Consider the following 24159-nt stretch of genomic DNA (forward strand, 5'->3'; position numbering starts at 1 on the left):
GTTTATATTTATTCCCTTGATGCAAGACCGTGCTTTTCCTAAGGTTAAGGCAAAGAGCTAATTTTCATGCATTAAGCCACAGGGTTATCCCAAAGTAATAATTACTTAATTTAAACCAATTACCAAAATCAAATCTTATGAAATTTAATAGTAAATTTTGGTCACCTATTGCTGCCTCAATTTTGCTTTTATCATGTTCCAATGAAAAAAATGTAGAAGAAGAAGTGAAGACTACCTTTACCGGAGAAAAAAACGAAATTAAATTACTTACTCTTGATCCCGGCCACTTTCATGCTCATCTTGTGAAAAAATCCATGTACGAGGAAGTGGATCCCAAAGTATATGTATATGCACCCGATGGACCGGAATTGAACTCCTATTTGAAATCAATTGAAAGCTATAATACCCGAGAAGAAGACCCTACGAGTTGGGAATTAGAAGTATATAAAGGAGATGATTACCTTCAGAAAATGCTCAGTGAGAAAAAGGGCAATGTAATGCTTACAGCGGGTAATAATAAGAAGAAAACAGCTAATATTAAGGCTACCATTGAAGCTGGTATCAATGTTTTGGCGGACAAACCTATGGCCATTGATGCACAGGGTTTTGAAACCTTAAAAGAGGCCTTTGAACTTGCTGAGAAAAATGATGTCCTATTGTTTGATATCATGACTGAAAGGTTTGAAATAACTACCATACTTCAGCGAGAGTTTTCCTTGATCCCTGAGGTGTTTGGAGAAATGGAAAAAGGCACATTGGAAAATCCTGCCATCACAAAAGAAAGCATCCATCACTTTTATAAGCAAGTATCCGGAAAAACCTTGATTAGACCGGGATGGTTTTACGATGTCACCCAACAAGGTAATGGTATCGTGGATGTTACCACTCATTTGGTTGATTTGGTACAATGGGAGAGTTTTCCTAATAAGATCATCGATTATAAGACAGATATTGAAATGATCAACGCCAAAAGGTGGACTACTGACCTTACGCAAGAAGAGTTTACCTTGTCTACAGGTCTTGAAGAATTTCCAGACTACCTTCAATCAGTTGTTTCTGATGGTCTTTTGAAGGTATACGGCAATGGAGAAATCAACTATAAAATTAACGGTATTCATGCAAAGGTTTCCGTTATATGGAATTATAAGGCTCCTGAGGGCTCTGCTGATACCCATTACTCAATCATGAGAGGATCCAAAGCGAATTTGGTTATCAGACAAGATGCAGAAGAAAACTATAAGCCTGAATTGTATATAGAGCCGGTAGAAGGTGAGGATATCACTGCCTTTGAAGCCAGTGTAACCCAACATGTAAAAGAGCTTGCCGGTACTTTCGAAGGTTTGGATGTTGTAAAAGTAGAGGGTAAAAATTCTTGGAGAGTTCAGATTCCTGAAGCTTACCGTCATGGCCATGAAGATCATTTCAGAGAAGTTACTGAAACCTATATCGACTATTTGGAACAAGGTGAATTACCTGATTGGGAAGTTCCAAATATGCTGGCCAAGTATTATGTTACTACCCAAGCCTTAGAGTTAGCCAAATAAAATTTCTATTTTAAACTATTTAAAACAGATGAAAAAGCAAAGGAGAGACTTTATCAAAACTGCAGGTTTAACAAGCTTTGGATTGGCAGGAGGTATTTTGACACCTCAAAGTTTTGCTTTTTCATCTGATTCTAAAAAATCAGGTATGACCAAATCTGACCTAAGTATCATTGGCCCTTATGGCCCTTGGGCCAATGGGCTGATCAATGATCAATTGCCCTCACTTTCTTACAGAAATCAACGTTTCACAGCGATTGAACCTTGGAAAAAGGATGCCATGGCTACTGTCAAAGAGCGCATGGGGATTCCTGACTTAGGGCCTATTCCCGAGGTGACGGTGCACGATACCTATGTAGATGATGGTTTAGTGTTTGAAGAGGTCAGTTGGCAATTGCCTTATGGTAATCGCACCAAGGCTTTGGTGATTAAACCCGATGGTGCGGTTGGTGAGCTTCCTGCAATTCTTGCGTTTCATGACCATGGAGGCAATAAATATTTTGGTTTAAGAAAGATTACCAAAACAGGTAAAGATCAGCATCCAATGATGATAGCTCATCAGGAGCATTATTATGAAGGAAAAGCTTGGGCCAATGAAATTGCGAAAAGAGGATATGTGGTTATGGTTCCCGACTCCTTTACCTTTGCCAGTCGTAGGGTGTTGCTAGAAGAAGTTCCGGAGAATCGACGGGCCGGTTTGACGGATGAAAATCCTGAAAAAGAAGAAAACATCGAGGCTTACAATAATTGGGCCGCTGATCATGAGCATGTGATGGCCAAGTCTTTATTTTGTGGTGGCACTAGCTGGCCTGCAGTGTTCTTTGCTGAAGATCAAATGGCATTAGAAATTCTTTTGGCCAGAAAAGATGTAGATTCAAACAATGTGGGCTGTGGAGGATTATCCGGAGGTGGATTGCGGACAGTAATGATGGGAGGTTTGGATCATAGGGTCAAATGTGCTGTATGTGTAGGATTTATGAGTACTTGGACAGATTTTCTACTAAACAGGGCTTACACCCATACTTGGATGGCCTATATTCCTAGACTCCCCAATGAGCTGGATTTCCCTGAAATTTTAGGACTACGCGTGCCATTGCCCACCTTAGTACTCAATGATCGAGAGGACCAATTGTACACTTTGCCAGAAATGCAAAAAGCAGACAAAATTTTGGCATCTGTTTTTGATAAAGCCGGTGCTTCAGATAAATACAGGGCATCTTATTATCCGGGTCTTCATAAATTTGATAAAGCCATGCAAGCAGAAGCTTTTGATTGGTGGGACAAGTGGTTAAAAAATTAAATATTTCATTTCTTATTTAAAACCTTCCTTATGAAATCAAATAAGTATTTATTGGCTATTCTCGTTTTTTTAATATCAAGCTCGATGATGGTATTTGCACAAAGTGTGAATTCAGACATGCTTTGTGTTGGGGACCATTGGACGGAAGAAGAAGGTGCTTCCTTTCTTCAAATGGAAAAAGAAAAATACAAAACAGAAAAAGCTTGGGACAAAAGAGCCAATGCAATTAGAAAGCAAATTCTAAAAGGAACAGGGTTAAATAAGATGCCTAAAAAAACGCCTTTAAAGCCTGTTTTGGGAGAAATTAGGAAATATGATGGTTATGTGGTTCAAAATGTAGCTTTTGAAAGTTTACCAGGAGTGTTTGTAACCGGAAGTCTATATATGCCCTCTGAAAACCCGGGTAAAATTCCTGGAATCATAAGTCCTCACGGGCACTGGACTAAACCCGGAGAAGTGGGAAGGTACAGACCTAATGCCCAAAAACGATTTGCATCCATGGCCAGGATGGGTGCCATTGTTTGGGCATATGATGCAGTAGGCTATGGGCAGATGGAAGAAATTGGTTGGGAACATAGAGAAGGGGAGGTGCTTAAATTACAATTATGGAACAGTATTAGGAGTGTAGATTTTATGCTTTCCCTTGGGGCTGACCCTGAAAAATTAGCCGTTACTGGTGCTTCAGGTGGTGCAACCCAATCCTTTTTATTGGCAGCAGTTGATGATCGCATTGATGTAGCTGCTCCTGTAGTTATGGTTTCAGCACATTTTTTTGGTGGCTGTACATGTGAAAGCGGAATGCCCATCCATAAAGCTAAAAATTACCAAACAAACAATGTGGAAATTGCTGGAGTATTTGCACCTAAGCCCCTATTGCTGACCTCAGTTGGAGGAGATTGGACCAAAAATACTCCCGAAGTGGAATTTCCACACCTTCAATACATATATGGATTAAAAGGTCATCCTGAAAGGGTTGAGAATAAACATATTCCGGAAGATAATCACGGATATGACGAAAAGAAAAGACAAGCAGTCTATCCGTTTTTGGCCAAACATTTAGACTTAGATCTATCTAAGGCAATGTATGAAGATGGTCGATTGAAGGAAGAAGCAGTGGTGATAGAGGATCAAAAGACACTATATCCATTCACAGAAAAGAGTCCTTTCCCTAATTATGGATTGACTTCCATAGATAATATTAAATGGTAAACCCAAGACGATGAACAACGATCAAAATAATCGAAGAGATTTTCTTAAAAAAAGCCTTCTGTCCGGCATTGCATTGAGCAGTTTAGGGTCCTCTTGGGCACAACCCATTTCCCCTAAGGCAGCATCCATGAAATTGGGACTGGTAACTTACTTATGGGGTAAGGATTGGACTTTGCCCGAACTTATTAGCAATTGTGAGAAAGCAGGCTATGAAGGTTTAGAACTTCGCACACAGCATGCCCACGGGGTGGAAACCAGTCTTAGTAAAAAAGAACGTAAAGAGGTAAAAAACAGGTTCAAAAATAGTCCTGTTACCTGTGTAGGTTATGGAAGTAATTACGAATACCATAGCCCCGATCCGGCGGAACTTGCAGCCAATATTAACCATACCAAAGAATACATCCAATTATGCCATGATATTGGCGCTTCCGGAATTAAAGTAAAACCCAATCGACTACCGGAAGAAGTGCCAAGAGAAAAAACCATTGCCCAAATAGCCAAATCCTTTAGTGAGGTTGGAGAATACGCAAAAGACTATGGGCAATTGGTGCGTGTGGAAGTGCATGGGAAAGTTACCCAACAACTTCCGGTAATGAAAGCCATATTCGATCAAGTAACCTCATCCAATGTGAAAATTTGCTGGAACAGCAATAATACTGATCTTATGGAGCCGGGATTAGTGGGGAACTTTAATATGGTGAAAAAATGGATAGGTGATACCACCCATATTAGGGCTTTCGATGAAAATGATTACCCTTTCCAGGCCTTGCTTCAATTATTGCATCAAGCCGAGTACAATGGATGGATATTAATAGAATCCCATAGTGATCCTGCTGATAAATTGGCTTCCATGATAGCACAGAAAAAGACTTTTGATAAGTACCTGAAGGAGCTATAGGTTTGAAGATATAGAAGCATTTATAATAATTTTGGGTGGATTAAAGGTAAGCCTACTATGGTAAAATTTTTCTCTGTGAAAAACCGGTTTAATTGTGAATGCTCAAAAACCCATTAATTAAATTATTTTTATAATCAGCAACATATTAATCATTAAGCTGTTGTGCCCTTTAATTACAATTATATTTTAAATGAAAAACATACCACTAATCTTACTTCTATTTATTGGCATGACCTTTAATGGTTTTGGTCAAGAAGACTTAAACGTGATCAAATCACACTGGGTAAATTTTACTGATGGTCCCAATGCACTCTACAAACATCAAAGTCAACAAGCAATAGAAATGCTTGGCGAAAGAGATGAGGCAATTGCTTCTATTTCTTCTCTAAATGAATGGAAAGCATGGCAAGCCAAGGCCAAAAACAAGTTGATGAAGGTGGTAGGCCCATTTCCTGATAAAACACCTTTAAATCCTAAAATTACCGGGAAGCACAAAGGAAATGGGTTTAGATTGGAAAACATTGTCTTTGAATCTCAACCGGGCTTATATGTAAGCGGCACCCTTTTTATACCAGATGGAGCTAAAGGAAAAACACCTGCTATTATTTATTGCTCAGGACATACACCTCTTGCTTATAGAGCCCCTACTTATCAGCACGTAATTTTAAACCTTGTCAAGAAGGGCTTTATAGTTTTCGGTTTTGATCCTTTGGGTCAAGGAGAAAGATTGGAATATTTTGACCATAAGACCAATGAAGATCAAGTGGGAGGAGCCACCAAGCAACATTCTTATCCGGGAGCTCAAGCATTTATCGCAGGGTCTTCACAGGCCAGGCATATGATTTGGGATGGAATTAGGGCTGTAGATTACCTGATGACCAGAAAAGAAGTTGACCCGACTAGAATAGGAATCACGGGAAGGTCTGGAGGGGGCACACAATCTTCCTATATCGCAGCTTTTGATGAAAGAATAAATGCTTCGGCTCCGGAAAATTACATCACCAATTTTAAACGATTGATGCTTACCCATGGTCCTCAGGATGCAGAACAAAATTTTTACCATGCCATTTCGGAAGGCTTGGACCATCCCGACCTGATGATTGTTAGAGCTCCTAAACCCAATTTGCTTATCTCTACTACCAGGGATATGTTTAATATAGAAGGGGTGCGTGAAACAAGTCGGCAAATTCAAAGGGTATATGATGCCTACGGGGCTTCAGAGAATTTTCTAAAAATCGAAGATGATGAAGGCCATACTTCTACAAAAAAGAATAGAGAGCGCATGTATGCATTCTTTAGAAAGCACCTTGATTTACCGGGTGGAGTAGAAGATGAAGATATCGATACGCTTTCCATGGACGTTTTGCAGGTCTCTCCAACAGGACAGGTAATAACCAGTTACAATGGCAAAGCAACTTATGACCTAAATAAGGGGCAATTACAAGAGTTGAATGGATCCTTGCAAGAAAAAGTAGCCTGGGCTAAGAAGCTTTCAGGTTATCAAAAGCCGGAAACCTTGTCCGAGACCATGATGGTAGGAAGGTATCAGCGAGATGGGTATACCATCGAGCAACACCTGATGAAAGGAGAAGGAGACTACTGGTTACCCTACCTATTGATGAAACCTGACCATGCTACAGATAAAGCGGTACTGTACTTAGATCCGTCAGGTAAAGCTGTTGATGCCGGTGTTGGTGGAGACATGGAGGCTTTGGTGAAAGCAGGAGCCATGGTACTTGCTCCGGATCTTTTAAATACCGGAGAAATGGGAAATGGCAATTTTAGAGGTGATGCCAATTTTGACGGCAATTCATACAACCTCTGGTTTGAGAGTATCCTTATTGGGAGAAGTATTGTAGGATTGCATGCTGGCGATGCCAATCGTTTGGTTGCTGTTTTACAGGAGAAAGAAGGTGCGAGAGAGGTAAAAGGCCTTGCTAAGGGAGAAATGTCATCAGTATTGCTCCATGCAGCAAATTTCAACCCTGCGATATCTTCAATAGCATTGATAGATCCAATGAGTTCTTACAGAGGGATTGTGGAGTCCTTTAAGTACAATACCAGTGAAATCAATTACTCAGTAGCCGGAGCATTGAAGCATTATGACTTGCCGGACTTATTGGAGAATTTGACCCTAACCAAACCATTGGTTCTTCATGAAAATTCATCAGCGTTAAAAAAAGAGCACTCGCTATTACCTGAACGTGGTGGAGAAGAAAAAATCAAAGCCCTTTCTGTAAAAAATGGCACCGATAGAAAAGCTTATTTGACAAAATGGCTTAATCCTTAGGTTAGGGTTTTGGTTAATTTCAGAAATATATTCGGCCTGAAATCATAAATACAGAGATAAAGCATCGGGTCTTTGCTCGGTGCTTTTTCTTTAATCGATCATAATATAAGAAGGTGAATGAAACAGATTGATTAGCTTAGTACCCCTTTAGTATCAATTGTAAAACTTACAAACAATAAGGTGACTTCTTTTGAAGGGATTCCAATAAACGTATAACAAAAAAGCTGCCCCATTAGGGCAGCTTTAACAATCAAATTGAAATTTTTAAACTTAATTTCTATCCAATGCATTGAGCATATCAAAGGCAAGTTCTAATCTTTTACCGAAGTTCTCTTCACCTTTTCTAAGCCATACCCTTGGGTCATAGGACTTTTTATTAGGATTATCGGCGCCTTCAGGATTTCCCAATTGGGTTTGAAGATATCCTTCTTTGCTGTGGTAGTATTTCAATACCCCTTCCCAAAATGCCCACTGAAGGTCTGTATCTATATTCATTTTTACAGAACCGTAACCATTAGCTTCTCTTATTTCTTCTACTGTAGATCCTGATCCACCATGGAATACGAAATTTACAGGTTTGCCGGTAGTTCCAAATTTCTCATTGATATAATCTTGAGAGTTTTTCAAAATTATAGGTTTCAATGATACATTACCCGGCTTATAAACTCCATGTACGTTTCCAAAAGCAGCAGCAACAGTAAACAAGTCGTCCACTTTTTTCAACTCTTCATAAGCATAAGCTACTTCTTCCGGTTGTGTATATAGTTTAGAGCTATCGATTTCTGTATTGTCTACTCCATCTTCTTCTCCACCTGTTACTCCAAGTTCGATTTCAATGGCCATTTTAATTTTGGCAAACTCCTTGAAATATTTTACAGATGTTTCGATATTCTCTTCAATAGACTCTTCAGATAAATCCAACATATGGGAGCTGAAAAGAGGTCTTTTGTAAGCCTCATAATAAGCTTTCCCTTCTTCAAGTAAGCCATCTATCCAAGGAAGTAATTTTTTTGCTGCGTGATCTGTGTGTAAAACAACAGGGACACCATATACTTGAGCCATTTTATGTACATGCAGGGCACCGGAAACACCACCTGCCACAGATGCTTGTTGCTTGTCATTTGGCAGACCTTTACCAGCATAAAACTGAGCACCACCATTTGAAAACTGAATCATTACCGGGGAGTTGACCCTTTTTGCGGTTTCTAAAACAGCGTTCACAGTATTACTGTTGATACAGTTTACTGCTGGCATTGCAAATTCACTTTCTTTGGCATAGGCCAATAGGTCTTTAAGCTCTTCGCCGTACTTTACTCCAGGTTTGAATTTCATATTAAATAATTTATGGTTGTATTAAATTTGATCCGCATCAATCCACCAAAGTAATTGATTAGGAATTCAAAGATATAAATAGTGTGGAACAATTACCTTATGATTTGATTGAAAAAAACTTTTTTACCGAATATTTCATTAATTTTCTTGGCATAATTTAGGGTTGGAAACTATAAAATTTCCTTTATATATTTGTTTTATGGAACAAATAAGGATTACAGGGGTACCAGAGCATTTCAATTTTCCTTGGCAACTATTAGTTAAAGAACAACCTTTTTTAAAAGATAAGGTGAGTTTGGTATGGGAAGATGAACCCAGAGGATCCGGTGCAATGAATAAAGCCATTAGAAATGGTTCGACTGATTTGGCCATTGTGCTTACAGAAAGTTTTTTAAAAGACAAAATAGATGGAAACCCGGGTAAAATCATTGGGTACCATGTTAAGTCGCCTTTGGTTTGGGGTATTCATGTGCCTGCAAATGCCGGAGTAGAACTCCTGAATGACCTGAAAATGTCCCCTTTTCTTATAAGTAGAATGGGATCAGGCTCTCATCTAATGTCTTTTTTACTTGCCCGAAGAGAAGGCTGGAACCCTAAAGATCTCAATTTTGAAATTATAAATAATTTGGATGGTGCCATTGCATCATTCAAAGATAATAAGGTTAAAGCTTTTCTTTGGGAAAAATATACAACCAAACCATTGGTAGACCAAGGACTTTTTAAAAGGGTAGGGGAAATTCCCACTCCCTGGCCTTGTTTTGTTATTGTAGCCTCGGAGAACATGTTAAAGCATAAGTCTGGTTTGCTTCAAAAAATTCAAAAAGAAATTTACAGGGTCAATAAGAAAATTTTAGAAGACAAAGAAAATTTTGTGCTGCCAATAAGTCAAGCATATTCACTAGATGTGAAGGATGTTAGGGATTGGATCCGACAAACGACATGGGCAATAGATCCGGGGTTATCTAGTCAAGAGATCACCAATACATTGGATGTTTTAATGGCTTTAGGGCTTATTGAAGAAAAAATGAGAATTACTGAAATCATCCAAAATTTTGATTTTCGTTTTTAAATTTAAATTCGTCTATCCACCGGATTGATCTTGTGGCAAATAAATTGATAAGAAATAGTGTTTAGACAATAATAAACCGGTCATTTTTTATATGACCGGTTTATTTGGTTTTTTGGAAGCAGTTTTAAAAGTCTGAGTAGGAAGTGGGTCGCAATAATCTTTTATCGTTTTTAGACACGGTATTGTCGTATTCACTATTGGCCTTAAGTGATAACCAAGCAGGATAATCACTGAAAGTATCCCAATGCGCATCCCTGTCTTCTAAATTTTCAAAGGCTGTCATGTACACTAAGTTAGGCATATTAGCTCCAGCCAATGGCTCTCCATAAAAAATGCCGTTAAAATTCAATTCATCGAAGATATCAATTTCACCTTCGTTAAACATTTTAACTTTTTTGTGATAGAGTCGTTCTGTGGCAGATTCATAACTTCTTAATTCGTAAATTCTTTCACTTTTCGGAGAACTTAGTTTTGGAAGTGCCATTCTGGGCCTTGTTTCAAATGCTTGCATTAAAGAGGTTTCTATCCTACTAAAGGTAGGGTTATCATAAGCTGCTTGAATATATGCTTTACCCTCTTCTTGGTGTGTTGGATCAGATTTTAATTTTCTTTGAAATCTGAAATAATCTTTTGAATTAGTAAAGGGGAGAAAAACGTAGATTTTTTTCCCTGCATCAGGTTCTGAAGGTAATGGTTTGAAAACACCAACATTTTTAACCCCAGCCCTGTGGGCAGCCGGGATAAAAGCTTTTTCTAGATAGTTTTCAGTTATTTCCCCTTGTTTAAGGTTTTCTAAATGATATACCCTTAACTCATACAAGTCTTTTTTTCCATCTTGGGCCATAAGCGTTAGGGAACTTATTATAAGAAGGAATAATAACGGAAAAAACTTAAAGGGACATGAATTGGATTTCATATTGTTTATGATTTTATTGGATTTATTGGTTAAATTAAGTAATTGACAGATAAATTTAAGTATATTATTGGGATCATTAAGAAAAAGTTATTTGAATGGGAAATATATTATTATTTTTGAATTTTAGACAACAGCAATTTTAGAATTTAAGTTTTTAACTAATTATTTTATAAAATGAAAAGGATTTTAGTAACTGGTGGAGCTGGATTTTTGGGCAGTCACCTTTGTGACAAACTTTTAGAGGAGGGCAATGAAGTAATATGTGCCGATAACCTTTTTACTGGCAGAAGAAGAAATATTCACCATTTATTGGAGAATAAAAATTTTGAATTTTTAAGGCATGATGTTACGCTTCCTTTGTATGTAGAGGTGGATGAAATTTATAACCTTGCATGTCCTGCTAGCCCGGTTCATTATCAATTTGACCCTGTTCAGACTACTAAAACAAGTGTGATAGGGGCCATAAATATGTTGGGTCTTGCGAAAAGGCTTAAAATTAAAATTTTACAGGCAAGTACCAGTGAGGTTTATGGTGATCCGGAAATACATCCACAACCTGAATCCTATAAGGGAAGTGTCAGTGTTACCGGCCCTAGAGCTTGTTATGATGAAGGAAAGAGATGTGCAGAAACATTGTTTTTTGATTATCATAGGCAGCACAATTTAAATATCAAGGTGATGCGTATTTTTAATACTTATGGGCCAAGAATGCACCCATCGGACGGACGTGTGGTGAGTAATTTTATTGTTCAGGCATTGAAAGGAGAAGACATTACCATTTTTGGAGATGGAATGCAAACCAGGAGTTTTGGATATGTAAGTGATTTAATTTCGGGGATGTATAAATTGATGAATAGTTCTAATGATGTTATTGGACCTATTAATATTGGTAATCCTGTAGAATTTACCATGTTGGAATTGGCTGAAAACGTTTTGGAACTTACAGGTTCAAAAAGCAAGCTTAAATACTTGCCACTCCCACAGGATGATCCCATGCAGAGAAAGCCAATCATTGATTTGGCAAAAAAAGAATTGGGTTGGGAACCAAAAGTTCAATTAAAAGAGGGCTTGGTTGAAACCATTAAATATTTTGATCTTATCCTAAAGGAAGATAATGTTTAGTGATTGACAAAAGACTATTTGATACCTTACAGCATTGTTCTTGAATAAAGGGCAATGCTTTTTTGTTAAAATAAAATGGTTATTTAAAATACATAAATAAGTTTTTTAAATACTTAATTTTGTAATTTATACTTATGTTAAAATTTTAAATTATTTTTTATTGATTTCATTTTATTTAATAGGGAAATTAAATATTAAATCCTTTTTTTATTTGCAGGTTCGTTTTTACCTTTATTAGTATTTAAATTAGTATTATGAACTTTTGCAACTATGAGAAATAGGTATAAAATTTTTGGTATAGATGACGAACCTTCAGTTCTTTTAATCATACAGCATTATTTTAAAAGTAAATTTGATGTCAAGGTATTTGACAAACCTGCGGATGCCATAGCAAATATGCAAGAAGGAGATCTTCCTGATATAATTATTTGTGACTTAAACATGCCTGAAATTAGCGGAGCCGAATTTGTTGAAATGGTGCGATCAAGTGGATTTTTCTCTTCGATCCCATTAATTGTTCTTTCTGCCACAGATTCTTCAGAAAAGAAAATAGACATTTTGAACATGGGGGCAGATGATTTTATGGTTAAGCCATTTAACCCCAAGGAGCTTGAAGCACGAATAAATTCAATTTTAAGAAGGACAGGGAAATTTGCAATCGATTCTATAAATGAATAAAGAAAACAAAAAAATTGCCTTGATTTCAAAAGATCAAGAAGTTATTGATGCGATTAAAAGTGCTGTAGGAGAAATTTTTGACATCAATGTATTTTCTAATGGAATAATTTTTTACAATCAACTTTCTAGTTCACCGGAAGGGTATTGTATGATACTTAGCGACTCCTCATTGATGGATGTGCATGGAATATCCCTAAAAAATACCATCGAAAAATTGGGATTTGGAAATCTTCCTTTTTTTATGATCGTTGATAATGCTACGCCTGAGGATATCGTTTATGCTATCTCTTCAGGGGTTACTGATTTTATTCTAAAACCTATTAGAGCTAAATCGTTGAGGTCTAGGCTGGAATTTCAATTGAAGCATCCTACAATCAAGAAGAAAGCACAGGAATATTCTACGCTCAAAGAGTCCAAGACCCCCTTTGTCAAAAGAGTTTTTGATATTGTTGTTTCAGGTTTAATATTAATTGCTTTGATTCCTTTGTTTTTGATTGTGGCTATATTAATAAAGCTGGAGTCAAGAGGTCCTGTATTTTATTATTCATATAGAGTTGGTACAGGTTATAATATTTTTAAATTTTATAAATTTAGATCGATGGATCCAGATGCAGATGCAAAGCTGCAACAGCTAAAGCACCTGAATCAATACAACAATGAAGAAGAAGAAGAGGTCGTTGAAGAGAAAGAGGTTGAGACCAAGGTGCTAATTAACGAGGTTAAAGAACTTTGTGAGTTTTGTGAACAAGCAGGTGGCGGTTGTCTTCAGCCTATGTATGATGACAATAATATGGTTTGTGAAAAAATTCTGATGGCCAAAAAGGACAGCAATAAAGATGCAGCATTTATTAAAATTAAAGATGACCCTCGCGTAACCAAGATTGGTAAATTTATTAGAAATACCAGTATTGATGAGCTACCTCAATTATGGAATGTCTTGAGAGGTGATATGTCACTTGTAGGAAACAGACCACTGCCTTTATATGAGGCGGAAAAAATCACTACTGATAAATATGCCCTGAGATTTCTTGGGCCTGCAGGTATAACAGGGCTTTGGCAAGTTGAAAAAAGAGGACGGGGTGCCATGTCTGAAGAAGAGCGCTTGAGTCTTGATAATGACTATGTTAAAAACTTTAGTATTTGGTTTGATATTAAAATACTATTAAGAACTATTCCCGCATTGTTTCAAAGCGAAAATGTTTAGTTAGTGCTTAAAAATACCCTATTAGTAATTGATGTTTCTTTTATTTATTTGCTTGCAAACTTTTGACTATGATCGTTTGTAAATGCAGTTTGACCTAAAGGTTACCTTTTCTATTCCTTTTTAGCTAAAGCCGTTTTACTACCGGTGAGTAATTCCCAAAATAACTTTACGCGGCCCTTCCAAGTATTATTTGAAGCTTCAACGTACCTGGATTTGGCTTTTTGATCAGAATCCGTATCCAATTCTCTCTTTATGGCTTCGTTGAACTTCTTAGCTGTTGTTTCAAGGCTAATTAGGGGATGAAATGATTTTATGTCTTCCGAAAAAGGAGTGGCGACTATTGGTTTGCCGGAGGCAAGGTATTCATTGATCTTAAGGGGGTAAATACTTTTAGTAACCTCATTGCATAGAAAAGGCAATATTAATAACTGAAAATGCGCCAAATATTGAGGGAGTTGTTCAATTTTCTTTGGACCCGTAAAATATAGGTTCGGAATTAAATCTAAGTCTATATTGGTATGTCCCTGATGATTTCTGGGACCTACCATTACCAGGCTTTTATCGGGGTTTGCCTTGCATATACTTTCTATCAAATCATAGTCCAAGCGGTGGCAAATATTACCCGTATAGCCAATAATTGGGCGAGGGATGTCTTTCAGGTCCTTTGGCGGAGGCACTTGTTCATTATAGGCTGTTTTGAACAAATCGAAATCTGCAGCATTTGGAAAGTAGGCCACCTTTTTTCCCGATAGGCTTTCTAAATCTTTTTGGAGCATACGAGAAGTCACCAAACTAAGGTCTGCATTTTTTACAGCCTCTATTTCCTTTCCTGCTCCATGTTTCCTTAAGTAAGGTTCTAAAGCCCTAATGTTATCCCTTGATTGGTAAACAAAGGCCAAAGGTTTTAATTTACTTGGCAATCTATCCAAATAGAGGGGGTTAAATGAATTGAAAAAGATAAAGTTCTCTTCACCAAGTTCTTTGATGGCTTTTCTAATCGATTTTGCCAATCTTCTGTCATTCCATTTGGAAAGAGAATTATACAGAAAGCCAGGTGGAAGCCAATTAATCGGAAGCATTAATGGCGGACAAAGGGTATACAGAAAAGGGCTAAATTGAGTAAGTGGTTTTAGGCTTTCTTTCCCTTTAATCAAGGCTTTTTTCCTAGCCATCACGGAAGGTTTTTTTCGTTCCTTTATATAATCAAGCAAGGTAAAGGGGTAATCCACATAAATTACTTTTTGACTCTGGGCAAAAGTTTTGGCAAGAGACCAAGAAGCAGATGAAAACTCACCGTCCCACCTGGACATACTGGTCATGACTATGGTAACCTTATCAAGCGTAAGATTTGAAAAATCCTCCATAAAAAGCTGTTTTTTTTCTAAAATAATCAATGTTTTCCGCATTGGAAAGCTTAAATTTAGGTTTATAACAATCTTTAATTTTTGGAGCTTTGATCTTATTTATTATTATTTCGTGTATTTGCAGTTTTTATCTTTTGTTTCCTTTATTAAGTACCTTTGTATCATTTTTAGTGAGTACATTTAAATTAAAGGAAGTGGAGTTAACAGCAGACTTTGCTTGCGTGATCACAGTTTATAAGGAAAAAGACATAGCCTGGCCTTTGGTAAGGGCGCTTCTTGCGCAGGATTATTCCAATTATCATATTTATTTGGTGGCAGATGGAATTGAGGAAAAGATGGATTTAATGGAACATGAGAAACTCACCATTTATCAACCCAAGCCATTTTTAAATAGTAAAGTTGCCTCTTTAGGTTTAGTATTAAAAGAGATGGAAGAAAAACATAGCCATGTGGTTGTTTTCGATCCTGATAATCTTGTGCCTTCCCATTTTTTACGAGTAATCAGTAAGTTTCATGCCAATGGGTTCAAGGCTGTGCAAGGAAAAAGAATTGCTAAAAATATAGAAGGTACCTATGCTGCATTAGATGCACTTGGAGAGTATTATTATGACTTTGCAGTCAGAAATCTTCCTTTTCAATTGGGCTCTTCCTCAACAATAGCAGGTTCCGGTATGTCAATCGAGAAGAATTTGTATCGTGAAAATATTGACAAAGAGTTATTAACCTTGGAAAAACATGGTGTGGTTGTGGCTGAGGATAAGTCCTTGCAATCTGAACTGGTAGATCAAGGACATATTATAGCCTACGCAGGAGCCGCCATAATTTTTGATGAAAAAATAACAGGGGCAGAACAAATTGGAAGGCAAAGAGGAAGATGGCTCAACAGTTATTTTGGGCAACTTCCGGAAAATCTAAAATTAATAGGTAAAGGGCTGATCAAAATGGATTGGAACCGTATTTATTTTGCGATTATGACTGCCATGCCTCCAATGGTAGTATTGGTTGGTCTTAGTGGCCTCTTAGCTGTTGTTGCCTTATTGATCAACTGGATTTATTTTTTCCTACTGACGGGAAGTTTGATATTATTTGCACTTGGGTTTTTACTTTTACTGCTCTTAAATAAAACACCTCAGAAAGTATTACAAGCTATTCCGAAAATACCCTTATTTGTATTGGGACAAATTTCGGGAATGCTTAATATTCGAAAAGCTAGTAAAGATTTTATGGCCACAAGCCATAATGAAATTGCAGAAATTAATGATTTATGGAAGCAACGCAAACATGAATTTAAACACCTTAAGAATGATTGGAAGTAAAAGCGTTTCCATTTACTTTTTTACTTTATCTAGAAGAGTTTTGAGCATTATTGGATAATTTTCGAAAGCTTTTATCCAACATTGGCCGATGCGTATGTCAATGTATTTATTTAAGATAAGGTATTTGATGATTGATGTGGTGAAAAGAGCAAGAACTAAGCCATAGGCAGCTCCCATTAACCCAAGCCATTGGATGAAAAGATAACTGAACAGGGCACCATAGAGAAAAGTGCCAAATACCATAATCATATTAAAAAATGGTTTACCAATGGCATCTAAAAAAACTCCGGACTGTCTATCAAAAGGTTTGATCAGTGCCATAAATGCCATGACCCTTAAAAAAGGAACTGCTTCCAAGTAAGCTTCTCCCGCTATTAGCAAGACAATATAATGTGCGAAAAGCAAACAAAATAACCAAAAAGGAGTGGTTAGGCTTAGCATCATTCCCAAAGTTTTTTCATAAATTTCACCTACCAATTTGCTTTGCTTTTTATCATGCGCTTCAGCGGCTTTAGGATAACTAATAGAAGCAATGGAATTTACAGGTATTTCCACCATATTCATAACCCTACCTGCCGTATTGGCCATTGCCACCTGAACTGGAGACAAAAGAGCTCCCAATAAAAATTTGTCTAAACTATTGGTTAGCATAGACACTAAATTGGTTCCGAATACATATTTACCAAAATGAAAAATTCTATTCAACCAATAATTTTGTGCCTTTAAACGAATATTGAAATAGTTTTTGACTTGATATACAGACATAAGGGTTGCCAATAAAAATGCCAGATTTTGGTACCATGCCAGTTCAATCAGGCTTAGCTTAATATCCAGAAGATAACCGGATAAAATCACCAAAAAGAAGGGTAGACTTTTACTGATTCCTGCCAAAAAATAAGCTTTAAAATCGTATTTGGCTTGCATCAATACCATATTGTGGGTATGAAAAATCAGTACAGGGAGAACCAAAGAATGAATTTTAATGAGGTCAGCCAAACCATTGGCGTTCAATAGATTTTCCAAAGGTACCGCCAATATCCACAATAAGAGCACCATAATTAGCGTCAAGGCTGTATTTAACCAAAGTGATGCGGTTTGAATTTTTGCTTGAATCGCTTTTTCCTTTCCTACCAGAAATTTGATCATTCCATTTTGGATAAAGCCATTTCTTGCCATATCAATTATGGAAACAATGGTGATAAGCAATACCCAGATTCCAAATTCCTCAGGACTAAAAACCCTCACAAGTAGCATAAAACCGATAAAACCGAGTAAAAAATCTACCCCTCGGTGCATCATGGTAAAAAAACCACCGGTTAGCCAATATTTCTTATCTGTCATTGTTTTGCATAAATTTTTTTGTAGGCAGAGAGTGTGTCTAAGGCTCCTTTCTTATAATCAAATAATGGAGGTCTCCTAAAGCCTTTATTGATAAGTTCTTCTCTGAGCGTATCGTCTGCCAATATATTCTTTATGCCCTCGCTAATAGCCGAAGGATCAAAAGGATCAACGATAATGGCGGCATCACCTGCAACTTCAGGCATGGAGGAGGTATCTGCGGTGATGACAGGGCAGCCGCATGCCATGGCTTCCAAGATCGGTAGCCCAAAACTCTCTCTTAAGGAAGGATATAAAAAAACTTTGGCTTGACTGTATATGGCAGGCAAGTCTTCGTTAGGAATATAACCTGTAAGGTGAATTTTTGAAAGCAATTGTGGTGCTTTCATTTCATTTAACATATTCACCAAAACCTCTTTTCCAAAGTCAGGCATTACAATGTCAGGATATTCGACTTTGTTCTTTTCAAGAATGGCTAGACTTTTTAACACCCCTTTAAGGTTTTTCTTTGGGTCTGTATTGCCTAAAAAAAGAATAAATGATTTGGGTAAATGGTATTTTTTTCGAATAACCTCCTGTATTTCAGGTTTCTCTACTTTAAAATGATTAGCCACCCCATTATAGACCACTTGAATGGCATCCTCTTTCATATTGAAATGCTGGACAATCCTTTTTTGCTCATATTGAGAGACTGTAAATATCATGGCTGCTTTTTTTACCACTTTTGGTACATTCCACCTTCTGTAGATATTTCCAAGTCTTTGATACCAAGTTCCTTCTTTAAGATTGATTTTTTCTAAGTAGATAATGTCGTGAAGGATAATTAAAAGCGGAATGGGACATGAAACAGGAGCCGTATTACTGGTGCAGTGAAGCATATCTAATTGATAAGTTTTAACTGCTTTAGCTAAGTGTTTTTGTTCCCAGATTGGGTAGGGTGCGGGAGTGAGGGGGACAATTTTAAAGTTTTTAGTTTCCTTTATTGCTGATGGGTCTTCTGTATCATTTACAAAAATAAAATAGTCATTGTCAGTGTCTAGTTGCTGCAAGTTTTTGATTAGGGCAAGGGCCACCATGTCCATGCCATGCTTTTTTTTTCTAAAAATACGTTGTGCTTCTATACCTATCCTCATAGTCTTTTTTGTTTAGTTTTTTAAAGTGGGGTTCTCTTCGATGTCTTTTAGAAAAAGCCCGTCTACAAAGCCTTTCAAATACTTTCTAAAGTGACCCCATTCAAACTTAATGGCATGGACCAATAGGTTTTTTGGAAGTGCAATAAGCATATAATACCCTGCAGTAAAGAAAAATAAAGGGTAATCTACATTTCTTCTTAAGTATAACCACCGGTTTCTACTCATGTAATAGGTTTTGAGCAATGAGTTTTTGCCCACACTCATAGATTCCTTGTGGAGAATATAGCTTTTAGGCTCGTACCAAATATCATACCCTGCTTTTTTGATACGTTCACAGTAATCCATTTCTTCATAATACAGGAAGTATAGTTCTGCCATAAGTCCAATTTTCTTGACCACTTTTTTGGGGATAAACATGCCTGCACCGTGAGCCAATTGAGTAATTTCAGCCACTTGGTATTGACCTTCGTCTTTTTCCATATAGCCTTTGCCTCTACCTCTTCCTGTGATGGGATTTATTGCTGAAAACCCAGCATATTGTATAATGTCCGGTTCTTCATGGTAAAGTATTTTAGGGCAAACTAAACCTACATTTTCAGATTTTTCGGCCCGTTCCAAAAGGCTTTCAAGTAGATCAGGAGCCACTTCGGTATCATTGTTAATTAAAAAGAAGAAATCACCTTTTGCAACTTCCATACCTCTATTATTCCCCCCGGCAAACCCTTCATTTACCGGGCTTTTTATTAGAACAGTGTCAGGGTATTTTTCAAGGATACTATCCGGAGATTCTTTCGAGGCATTGTCTACCACTATAATTTCTACATTAGGATAGCTGATTTTTTGAAATGATTCTAAAAATCCCATGGTATGAACCAAGCCATTGTAATTGATAGTGATGACGGATATTAGTGGTTTATTCATTTTTAGGTGGTTTATTTAAACTTTTGTCCATGTCTTCGGCTAGAAAAAAATATGCCCATGACATATAAAGAATGATACCTGTAGGCATCTGCCCCAGGAGTGGATTGCCATAAGAAGCTGCAGCAATACCTACATAGCCTCCAAATAAAGCAAATAGCTTTTGTCGCAATCTAGGGTCTTTAACTTTCCAGATTTTCAGCATGCCCATCCCCGCAATAAATGCAAGTATACCTATGTGTAAGTATAAACCTACGATACCCATTTCTGCCCATATTTTTACAAACCAACTGTCATTTGGGGTTTCTGCCAAAAAGGTGCCTGGGCTAAATCTTTGACCCCAGGACCCAGAGGTTCCAATTCCCCCTCCGAATGGTCTGGTTTTTAAGTATTCTGAAAATTTCCTTTGGTTTAAGTACCTAACATTTAGTGATGGGTCATCAGGGTCCAAGGCAGACCGCATTCGTCTAACCTGATAATTGTTATTGGCTATAGTGGTGAACTTTAAAAATGAAAAAACTAAACCAAGGGCAATCAAACCTGCTGCCATAAGTTTGAAATTTTTCGAAGCAAATAAATAAGCCAGGGAGCCAGCCACAGGAACCATTAATGCTCCTCTAGTACCACTCATAATCATTAAATAAAAAAACAAGAGTGCCAAAACTGCAAAAATTATTCGCTTCTTTAATGAGAATGGACCTAAAGCCAATACCATCGCCATCACACCAGAATGAGCTATTCCTGCCCCAAATTGACCGGCATCTGAGAAAAAACTAAATACCCTCAAATTGCCAAAAAGGACGTGAGTGGATCGAGATCCTGCATCAAGCCATCTGTTTTCTGCATAATCAAGTCCAATATAGTACTGTCTTAAGCCCCAAAAAGAAGCCACCACACTTAAAGCAAAGACTATTATAAATAGTCGATTTAAATCAGAGGGTTTATTGGCATACAAGAGTGTAAGTGGAACTGTAAGAAACATATACAAGGCAGTACCCCTTACAGCATAAAACCAAGCAGTTACACTTCTAGCTTCTGGATTGAAGATTTCAGCAACATTGTATCCCATCCAAATTAGGGTTACTACAATTAAGCTGTTATGTAGTTTTGAAAAATCAGTCTCCACTTTATTGTGAAAGAGAGCGCTGACAATTAACATTGCCAATGCAAAATCTACGGTAAGCCCCAAAGGTAAATTGGGTACATACCTGATGGCTCCTATGGATACAAACGCAAAAATCAAACCTGTGGCAAGGGACTTGTTTGGATGGCTCATCATGAAAATGCCACCTGCCAATACAAAAGGAATGACTAGCATTAGTCCAATGCCCATTACTCCAGTTTTCACCACAAATAAGCTCAATAACCCGGCTACAAGCAGGGCAAATATTTTATTAGAGATATTTGCTTTGGTAGTATGCATATTAGTCAGCAAGGCCCATTAGGACAGTAATTGTTTGAGTTTCGTTCTCATTGATGATCTTTTCTTTGGTATTTCGCCATTAATGTCTTCCAATTCATCTCCTTCCATTTTGTTCAGCCAAATCAAATGAGGTACTTTTACCATTTCTGTAATTCCTTTATTGATAAAAGAATCCGAGGAGGTCCAAGCTCTACCGGCATCTGTCACCATGACTAGCACACTTGATTTATTTATCAAGGAATAGTTGAAAGGTTTTTCTTTAATATTTGGTAATTCCAATAGAACAAATTCGTGTGGCAATTTAGTCAGGCTTTCTTCCCAAAAATGCAATTCATTTTTTGGGTTGGATATTGAATCCTCCTCTATTACCAAGCTTTCACAAGACACCTTTTTAGTATCTTCTTCTGGGCCGCAGAATATAGTGGTCCTGTTTTGCCTTTTGAGCTCCTTTGCCAGATGATCGATTAGAAATGTTTTTCCTTCACCTTTTTGATGACTATAAAAGAGAATGATTTTTTGACCATCTTCAGGTAAATGCATATTCAAATTATTATAGAATAGTTTGATTTGGTTGTTATGCAATTCATCTAAATAAATACTTTTTGGCACAGCTTCCTCATTTAACCAAGCTCCTGCTACGGGGAGGTGGGTAAGTTTTGATGCATTTTTACCTGATTTTATAGAAGAGTCTAGAAAAAATGAAAGAAGCACAACTGTAAGGACAAGTCCTCCGGTACCCAACATTCCTCCTATTACCATTAACATTCTTTTAGAAGCCAATGGAGTCTTAGGATAGTAAGGTTCATCAATTAACTTTTGGGTTGAGGCCATTTCCAGGTCATATTTCTGTAGGTATGCCATGTTAAGTCCATGCAAAATGGAAAGGTATTGGTCTTCATTGACACTAACTTCCCTTTCCAGTTTTTTTAATTCAGCCCCCAAAGGTGCAAATTCGTCAATTTTTTCAAGCAGGTATGATTTCCTGGTTTTCATCACTTCCAAGGCCTGTTTCTGTTCTTCAAAAGAAATTTTCAATGTCAGCCATTGGTCTAGGATGGTTTCTCTTTGGACACCCTGAATGGAATTACTGTTTTTAAACAATTCATCTGACAAAACTTTTATTTCTTTTTTTAAACCCTCTATTTCATTTTCAAGATTGGTAATCTGTGAGGCTTGATTTTCTAGAACCGAAAGACCTTGAATTTTTAAATTTCTGCTAACAATTTCATCTTGCAATAAAGAAATATTTTCAATGATGACTTGACGTTGATCAAAATTGGCAAACATTTCTTCAATCTGTTCAAGGTTGTAGCCGGTACCGGAAAGAAGTCTTCTGGAGCGTTCTTCATCCTGCTCGTGCTCCAATTTTGCAATATCCAGGTATTTTCCTTGTTCGTAATAGTTTAATATGCGGTTATCAGCCATAAATCCCTTTAAGTTTTCTTCAGCCTCCCTCAATTTGCCCTGAGCGATAGATAACTGATTCTGGAAATAGGCGATAGTATTGATGTTTTCCAGCTCCTTCATTCTTGAGTAGCCGTTCATAAAGGATTCAGCGATAAATTTTAGGGTAAAGTAGCAAATACCTGCATCATTTGTGCTGTACTTAATTTCCATCATATCGCTGGAAAATTTTCTGGATACTGATAATCGTTCGATTATTTTATTGATGGAATAATACTCTTGTTCTCTTAGTAAATATTCAATGGGAGAATTTTCGTCACTCTGTAAATTTTCTGTAATATTTTGAAGTGTTTTTTCTTCATCATTTACAACAGCCAGTTCTTCCCATAAAGGGGAAGGGATATGCATCTTAAGGTCAAGGTAGGCCTCCTGACAGAGTACCTCATCGTCTTGCTCTGGGAGTGCCATATGTTTGGCCAATAATTTTAGAGATGCTTCTTTTATAGTTGTCCTGGATTTAACTATTAAGGTTAAATTATCAAAGAGATTATTAGACGTATAAAAATCCATTCTAACTACACCACCATCCGTTGCTCCTCGGTCGGATGTTGGATTTGTAAAAATTAGAGTAGAACTTTCGTATTCTCGCGGAAGATCCTGAGTAAGAAAGAATACCCCAACAGCTACAAATATTGGAGTTAAAAAAATCCAAAATTTGTTTTTCCAAAGAAGCCGTATGATTTGTTTTATTGTCATTTTAATTGATAAAGTTGGCTAGCGATTCTCCTAATAGAATTTCTAATTTTTGAATGGCTACAAAAAAGTTTTTTCTAGCATTTTCATATTCTGATCGTGCAATGGTATATATTTCTTGATTTCTTAAAAACGACGTTGCTTCCAGGTTTCCTAGGTTAAATTCCATTTCCATTTGTTGTAAATTGGTTCTTGCTTTCTCTTGCATTTCTAGCCGAATGAGCATAAGCTTTTGTCCAAGCAAAGCGCTATTGTATTCTTCAATTACCTGATTAGAAATTGTTAATTCCATTTCTTTTGTCTTATAATAAGTAGCCTCTAATTCTTGCTTTTGAAGCTTTACCTGATCTTTTTTTAAGAAAACCTCAGAGAGAGGTATACTGAGGTTGGCACCTATTCTATAACCATTGGCAACATTGGATAGGTCTGTTCCGGAAGTGTATAGAATTGCCTGATTACCGTAAGAATAATCTGAATAAACACGAATTAGGTTGGACCAGGATTTCTTTGCTAAGTTTATTCTTGCTTCAGCAGATCCTATTAACGCCTTGTTTACCTTTACTGTTGGGTGGTTGGTTATGGCTATTTTAATCAGACTATCTAGATCAGGTAATTGATCTTCAAGTGGTGCTGTTAAATTAATATATTTCTCAATATTTTTTTCCTCTTGGGCATGTAAATTCCCCCCTGAAATAAAAAAAAATATTACTGCAATGGTAGTAAAGAAAAATGGGTGCTGTACTTTTTTAAATATGAATTTCATTTATTTATATATCAAAGGCATTTAATGTTTTACGTAAAATAATTGATTGTTTATATCTTATTTTTAAAATAAATGTAATAAAAATTTCTGATTCTCCGCAAACACACCTAATATTTTTAGTATATTAGCGCTCAAAAAGCAGGGATTATGAACATATTCAGTTTTACGGCTCATTTCGGTTCGGAGGA

The 24159-nt window shown here is 37.0% G+C and carries 19 protein-coding genes; 10 read left to right on the forward strand and 9 right to left on the reverse strand.

Features of this window, described 5'->3' with window-relative positions; all coding sequences use genetic code 11:
• Window positions 1-137 precede the first annotated feature (137 nt).
• From ACYVHJ_RS20600 to ACYVHJ_RS20620, 5 genes are all read left to right on the forward strand, one after another.
• Window positions 138-1544, forward strand: a complete 1407-nt coding sequence (locus tag ACYVHJ_RS20600) for a putative oxidoreductase C-terminal domain-containing protein (RefSeq protein ID WP_339903277.1) — start codon at window positions 138-140, stop codon at window positions 1542-1544.
• Between the two features lie 28 nt (window positions 1545-1572).
• Window positions 1573-2841: a dienelactone hydrolase family protein gene (locus tag ACYVHJ_RS20605; protein ID WP_339903276.1), complete on the forward strand. Its 1269-nt coding sequence runs from the start codon at window positions 1573-1575 to the stop codon at window positions 2839-2841.
• A 30-nt stretch (window positions 2842-2871) separates the two neighbouring features.
• Window positions 2872-4050, forward strand: a complete 1179-nt coding sequence (locus tag ACYVHJ_RS20610; protein WP_460518700.1) for an alpha/beta hydrolase family protein — start codon at window positions 2872-2874, stop codon at window positions 4048-4050.
• Window positions 4051-4060: 10 nt separating this feature from the next.
• Window positions 4061-4948 (forward strand): sugar phosphate isomerase/epimerase family protein, encoded by an 888-nt coding sequence (locus ACYVHJ_RS20615; RefSeq protein WP_460518703.1) that lies wholly within the window; start codon window positions 4061-4063, stop codon window positions 4946-4948.
• A 190-nt stretch (window positions 4949-5138) separates the two neighbouring features.
• The gene (locus ACYVHJ_RS20620; RefSeq protein WP_460518706.1) at window positions 5139-7238 is read left to right on the forward strand and encodes an alpha/beta hydrolase family protein; all 2100 of its coding nucleotides are present in this window, start codon (window positions 5139-5141) and stop codon (window positions 7236-7238) included.
• A 270-nt stretch (window positions 7239-7508) separates the two neighbouring features.
• On the opposite strand, the gene fbaA is transcribed toward ACYVHJ_RS20620, so the two are convergent.
• Window positions 7509-8570, reverse strand: a complete 1062-nt coding sequence (gene fbaA / locus ACYVHJ_RS20625; protein ID WP_339905117.1) for a class II fructose-bisphosphate aldolase — start codon at window positions 8568-8570, stop codon at window positions 7509-7511.
• 199 nt (window positions 8571-8769) lie between these two features.
• On the opposite strand from fbaA, the gene ACYVHJ_RS20630 reads away from it, so the two are divergent.
• Window positions 8770-9639 carry a substrate-binding domain-containing protein gene (locus ACYVHJ_RS20630; RefSeq protein ID WP_460518710.1) on the forward strand — a complete coding sequence of 290 codons (870 nt, stop codon included), beginning with the start codon at window positions 8770-8772 and terminating at the stop codon, window positions 9637-9639.
• A 124-nt stretch (window positions 9640-9763) separates the two neighbouring features.
• Here ACYVHJ_RS20630 and ACYVHJ_RS20635 read toward each other — a convergent pair whose 3' ends face one another.
• Complete coding sequence (locus tag ACYVHJ_RS20635) at window positions 9764-10555, reverse strand: NIPSNAP family protein (protein WP_460518713.1); 792 nt, start codon at window positions 10553-10555, stop codon at window positions 9764-9766.
• Between the two features lie 174 nt (window positions 10556-10729).
• Between ACYVHJ_RS20635 and ACYVHJ_RS20640 the strand changes: the two genes are divergently transcribed.
• The 3 genes from ACYVHJ_RS20640 (at window position 10730) to ACYVHJ_RS20650 (ending at window position 13559) form a co-directional block, all read left to right on the forward strand.
• Complete coding sequence (locus ACYVHJ_RS20640; RefSeq protein ID WP_339905113.1) at window positions 10730-11677, forward strand: UDP-glucuronic acid decarboxylase family protein; 948 nt, start codon at window positions 10730-10732, stop codon at window positions 11675-11677.
• A gap of 270 nt (window positions 11678-11947) precedes the next feature.
• Complete coding sequence (locus tag ACYVHJ_RS20645; protein ID WP_460518716.1) at window positions 11948-12355, forward strand: response regulator transcription factor; 408 nt, start codon at window positions 11948-11950, stop codon at window positions 12353-12355.
• Window positions 12348-13559: a sugar transferase gene (locus ACYVHJ_RS20650; protein ID WP_339905891.1), complete on the forward strand. Its 1212-nt coding sequence runs from the start codon at window positions 12348-12350 to the stop codon at window positions 13557-13559. The genes ACYVHJ_RS20645 and ACYVHJ_RS20650 overlap by 8 nt, the downstream gene beginning before the upstream one ends.
• A 110-nt stretch (window positions 13560-13669) precedes the next feature.
• Here the strand turns inward: ACYVHJ_RS20650 and ACYVHJ_RS20655 are convergent, their stop codons facing one another.
• Window positions 13670-14965, reverse strand: coding sequence for a glycosyltransferase family protein (locus ACYVHJ_RS20655; protein ID WP_460518719.1), 1296 nt, complete (start codon window positions 14963-14965; stop codon window positions 13670-13672).
• 128 nt (window positions 14966-15093) lie between these two features.
• On the opposite strand from ACYVHJ_RS20655, the gene ACYVHJ_RS20660 reads away from it, so the two are divergent.
• Window positions 15094-16239: a glycosyltransferase gene (locus ACYVHJ_RS20660; RefSeq protein ID WP_460518722.1), complete on the forward strand. Its 1146-nt coding sequence runs from the start codon at window positions 15094-15096 to the stop codon at window positions 16237-16239.
• Between the two features lie 12 nt (window positions 16240-16251).
• On the opposite strand, the gene ACYVHJ_RS20665 is transcribed toward ACYVHJ_RS20660, so the two are convergent.
• The 6 genes from ACYVHJ_RS20665 to ACYVHJ_RS20690 are packed head-to-tail and all read right to left on the reverse strand — an operon-like array spanning window position 16252 to window position 23971.
• Entirely contained in the window at window positions 16252-17580 is a 1329-nt protein-coding gene (locus ACYVHJ_RS20665; protein ID WP_339902431.1) for an oligosaccharide flippase family protein, read from the reverse strand.
• Complete coding sequence (locus ACYVHJ_RS20670) at window positions 17577-18710, reverse strand: glycosyltransferase family 4 protein (protein WP_460518727.1); 1134 nt, start codon at window positions 18708-18710, stop codon at window positions 17577-17579. The genes ACYVHJ_RS20665 and ACYVHJ_RS20670 overlap by 4 nt, the downstream gene beginning before the upstream one ends.
• Window positions 18711-18722: 12 nt before the next feature.
• Complete coding sequence (locus ACYVHJ_RS20675; protein WP_460518730.1) at window positions 18723-19631, reverse strand: glycosyltransferase family 2 protein; 909 nt, start codon at window positions 19629-19631, stop codon at window positions 18723-18725.
• Window positions 19624-21051, reverse strand: coding sequence for an O-antigen ligase family protein (locus tag ACYVHJ_RS20680; RefSeq protein ID WP_460518733.1), 1428 nt, complete (start codon window positions 21049-21051; stop codon window positions 19624-19626). Before ACYVHJ_RS20680 ends, ACYVHJ_RS20675 begins: the two co-directional genes overlap by 8 nt.
• Window positions 21052-21069: 18 nt before the next feature.
• Window positions 21070-23211, reverse strand: coding sequence for a GumC family protein (locus tag ACYVHJ_RS20685; RefSeq protein ID WP_460518736.1), 2142 nt, complete (start codon window positions 23209-23211; stop codon window positions 21070-21072).
• Window position 23212: 1 nt separating this feature from the next.
• Window positions 23213-23971, reverse strand: a complete 759-nt coding sequence (locus ACYVHJ_RS20690) for a TolC family protein (protein WP_460518739.1) — start codon at window positions 23969-23971, stop codon at window positions 23213-23215.
• Window positions 23972-24159: the final 188 nt, after the last annotated feature.

This window comes from Cyclobacterium sediminis, assembly GCF_054781075.1.